This window comes from Kitasatospora sp. NPDC057198, from assembly GCF_042670125.1.
Classification (GTDB): domain Bacteria; phylum Actinomycetota; class Actinomycetes; order Streptomycetales; family Streptomycetaceae; genus Kitasatospora.
In genome coordinates this window covers 1-3,309 of the sequence record NZ_JBHUWH010000657.1, presented here as the reverse complement: position 1 = coordinate 3,309, position 3,309 = coordinate 1, and the positions used below count along the sequence as shown (strand labels likewise).

At 73.6% G+C, this 3,309-nt stretch carries 4 protein-coding genes; 3 read left to right on the top strand and 1 reads right to left on the bottom strand.

What is annotated here, in order from left to right; genetic code table 11:
• Window positions 1-85 precede the first annotated feature (85 nt).
• Window positions 86-304, bottom strand: a complete 219-nt coding sequence (locus ACFUEL_RS37320; RefSeq protein WP_380242289.1) for a DUF5988 family protein — start codon at window positions 302-304, stop codon at window positions 86-88.
• A gap of 368 nt (window positions 305-672) precedes the next feature.
• On the opposite strand from ACFUEL_RS37320, the gene ACFUEL_RS37315 reads away from it, so the two are divergent.
• The 3 genes from ACFUEL_RS37315 (at window position 673) to ACFUEL_RS37305 (ending at window position 3,224) form a co-directional block, all read left to right on the top strand.
• A complete protein-coding gene (locus ACFUEL_RS37315; RefSeq protein WP_380242287.1) occupies window positions 673-1,122 on the top strand; it encodes a hypothetical protein in 450 nt (149 codons plus the stop codon).
• A gap of 132 nt (window positions 1,123-1,254) precedes the next feature.
• Window positions 1,255-2,580 (top strand): sensor histidine kinase, encoded by a 1,326-nt coding sequence (locus ACFUEL_RS37310; RefSeq protein ID WP_380242285.1) that lies wholly within the window; start codon window positions 1,255-1,257, stop codon window positions 2,578-2,580.
• Complete coding sequence (locus ACFUEL_RS37305) at window positions 2,565-3,224, top strand: LuxR C-terminal-related transcriptional regulator (protein ID WP_380242283.1); 660 nt, start codon at window positions 2,565-2,567, stop codon at window positions 3,222-3,224. The genes ACFUEL_RS37310 and ACFUEL_RS37305 overlap by 16 nt, the downstream gene beginning before the upstream one ends.
• The last annotated feature ends 85 nt before the right edge of the window (window positions 3,225-3,309 follow it).

The following is a 3,309-nucleotide window of genomic DNA, read 5'->3' as shown; positions in this document are numbered from 1 at the left end:
GTCCCACCCCGGTCGGGGGCGGGACGCGGCTCCTTCGGCGTGCGCCGGGTTCGCCGTGCGCCGGGTTCGTCGTGCGCCGGGCCGGTTACTCGGCCACGAAGGTGCTGTGGGTCCAGATGAAGACCCGCAGTTCCCGGTCGTCGACCAGGGTGGTCTCGGAGCTGGCCTCGAAGTGCTCGTAGCGGTTGCCGAGCGGAACCTTCACCTTGGGCACGTCGACGTCCGCGACGTGGCGCAGCCGCGCCGCACCGGTGAGCGCCGGGGCGCCGGTGAGGAGCACGTTGGGGGCACCTGTGTTGTTCATGATCACCCTCGCTTTCCTGGGAGGTCGGGGTTCCTGCTCTGCTCCGCTTGGCCGTCCTTCGGCGGTCCCCCCTCCGCTCGACGGACCGGTGCGCGGCGGATCCCCGCGGTACCGGGACCGATCGACGCCGGCCGCAAAAGCGCCAGGCCCGGGTGCTACGGGGGAGCGCACCCGAACCTGGCCTCGCGCAGGATCGTAACAAGGCCAACCGCCTTGCGGTGTTGGGCAGTTGAACAGCGGGAACACCCCTGGACGGGGGTCCGCGCAGAAGTGGGTCCAGACCCACCCCCCGCTACGGACAGACCCATGTCGGGGCGGCCCCGCGATCCGTAGCGTGAATGTCACAACGACACGAAGGAGCAAGGACCATGGCGAACACCGAGAACCTCACCGCCCAGGGCGCGCCGATCGACGACTCCGGCGTCCGGGCGACCTTCGACACCATCCGCACCTGCATCACGCTGTTCGGCGCGATCGGCGCGATCGTGCTGGGGACCGTCGCGGTGATGGCGTTCACCGGCCACGAGACGACGGGGTTCATGTGGGGCCGCGGCGTGATCCTGTTCCTGATCACCTTCCTGCTGCACCGGTACGCGAACCGGGCCGCGCAGGGTGACTACAAGGGCTTCGACCGGCTGCGGACGCTGAGCGTCATCATGCCGATCGCGATCATCGTGGTGGACCTGATCCCGGGCCTGTGCCCGGCCTGGTACGCGGTGATCCAGGGCCTGTCCGCACTGGCCCTGATCGGCGTCGCGGTCCTGACCCGCAACTCGGCGCTGACCGCCGCGCTGCCCGCGCCCGCCAAGAAGAAGTGACCCGCTGAGGACCCGACCCCGCCTCCCCGATGGCCGGACCGCACTCGGTATCCGGCCATCAGGCGTTTCGAGCCGCCCCCGCGCCCGGCCCCGGCTGGCACAATCGATCACCGCTGCGAAAGGAAAAGGCCGATGAGCAGACCCTCGATGAGCAACCCCCTGCGGTGGGGGGCCGCGGTCGGGACCGGCCTGTACCGGTCCGTCGTCCTGACCGGGCTGACCTGCCTGGTGGCCGTGGTGGCCGTGGCGGTGGGCTGGGCCGGCTCCGCCCTCGCCTTCTCCTGGTCGGACGGCATGACGGCCCCGCTGCCGGTCCGGGCGCTGGCGGTGTTCGGCGAGACCCTGCTGGTGGCGCTCTGGGTCGCGGTGGCCGTGTGGACGGTGCACCCGCTGACCAGCCGGGCGCTGGCCCGGGGCGCGCGCCGGTGCGCCGCGGACTGGCTCGGCCTGGAGCTGGAGGTGACGTACCGCCAGGTCCCGCCGGTGACCCGGATGGCCACCGGCTTCTGGTGGGACGGCCACGAGTACCACAAGTCCGAGCGGGAGGCCCGGCGCCGGGCGAGGATCCACGCCCGGTTCCACGACCCGCAGCTGCACTGGGACGGCGTGTGGATGCTCGCCGCGTCCGCGACCGTGCTGCCCGCCGCCGCGCTGCCGCTGCTCGCGCTCGGCTACGGCGCCTACACGGCGACCACCCCCGACCTGGCCGGCCTCGGCGCCGCCGTGATCGCCGCCGGCCTGGTCGCCGCCCCGTTCGGCTGGCGGGTGCTCGGGCCGGTCGGGCGCCGCTTCCTCGGCCCGGTGCCCAGCACCCGGCTCGGCCGGCGGGTGGAGGAACTGGAGGCCATCCGGGCCGACCTGACCCAGACCCAGGCCGCCGAGCTGGAGCGGATCGAGCGCGGCCTGCACGACGGCGCGCAGGCCCGGCTGGTCGCGATGGGCATGTCGATGGGCGCCGCCGAGCAGCTCGTCGACACCAACCCGGAGGCCGCGAAGGCGATCCTCGCCGACGCCCGCGCCACCTCCGCCACCGCGCTCGCCGAACTGCGCTCGCTGGTGCGCGGCATCAACCCGCCGGTGCTGGCCGAGCGCGGCCTGGTCGACGCCCTGCGGGCACTGGCGCTGGACGCCTCGATCGAGGTGGACGTGCACAGCCGGGTCCCGGCCCGGCCCGAGCGCCCGGTGGAGTCCGCGGTGTACTTCTCGGTCGCCGAGCTGCTGGCGAACGTCGCCAAGCACGCGCAGGCGGACCGCGTCACCATCGAACTGTCCTACGCGACGCGGATGCTCACTGCTACGGTGAGCGACGACGGAATCGGCGGAGCCGCCGCCTCCACGGGGTCCGGCCTGAGCGGCATCGAACGGCGCATGGCGGCGTTCGGCGGGCGTCTGGAGATCGACAGCCCGGCCGGGGGACCCACTCGTATCACCGTGGCGGTGCCGTGCGAATTGTCGTAGCCGAAGACCTGTTCCTGCTCCGCGACGGGATGGTGCGCCTGGTCGAGGCGTACGGCCACACCGTCGTCGCGGCGGTCGACTCCGGGCCGGGCGCCCTGGAGGCCCTGGTCGCGCACCGCCCGGACGTGGCGATCGTCGACGTCCGGCTGCCCCCGACCTTCTCCGACGAGGGCCTGCAGGCCGCCCTGTCCGCCCGCCGCACGGTGCCCGGCCTGCCGGTGCTGATCCTCTCCCAGCACGTCGAGCAGCTGTACGCCCGCGAGCTGCTCGCGGACGGGCACGGCGGCATCGGCTACCAGCTCAAGGACCGGGTGCTGGACGCCGGGCAGTTCATGGACGCCGTCCAGCGCGTCGCCGACGGCGGCACCGCGCTCGACCCGACGGTGGTCGCCAAGCTGCTGGGCCGGCCGCTGCGGGCCGACCCGCTGGCCTCGCTGACCGAGCGGGAGCGCTCGGTGCTGGCGCTGATGGCCGAGGGCCTGTCCAACGCGGCGATCGCGGCGAAGCTGTTCGTCTCGGACGGCTCGATCAGCAAGTACACCACCACGATCTTCGCCAAGCTCGGCCTGGCCAACGACGACGACACCAACCGCCGGGTCCGGGCCGTCCTCGCCTACCTGGGGGCCGACCGGGGCGAGCAGTGACCCGCCCGCCCCGGTCCCGCTCCCGGGGCGTCAGCCCGCCGCCGCCCGGCCCCGGACGGCGGCGGCCAGTTCGCGCGGGGTGCGC

Excerpts from the sequence above, each read along its gene's own strand:
- ACFUEL_RS37310 (WP_380242285.1), top strand. The coding sequence starts at position 1,255 with ATGAGCAGACCCTCGATGAGCAACCCCCTGCGGTGGGGGGCCGCGGTC.
- ACFUEL_RS37315 (WP_380242287.1), top strand. The coding sequence starts at position 673 with ATGGCGAACACCGAGAACCTCACCGCCCAGGGCGCGCCGATCGACGAC.
- ACFUEL_RS37320 (WP_380242289.1), bottom strand. The coding sequence starts at position 304 with ATGAACAACACAGGTGCCCCCAACGTGCTCCTCACCGGCGCCCCGGCG.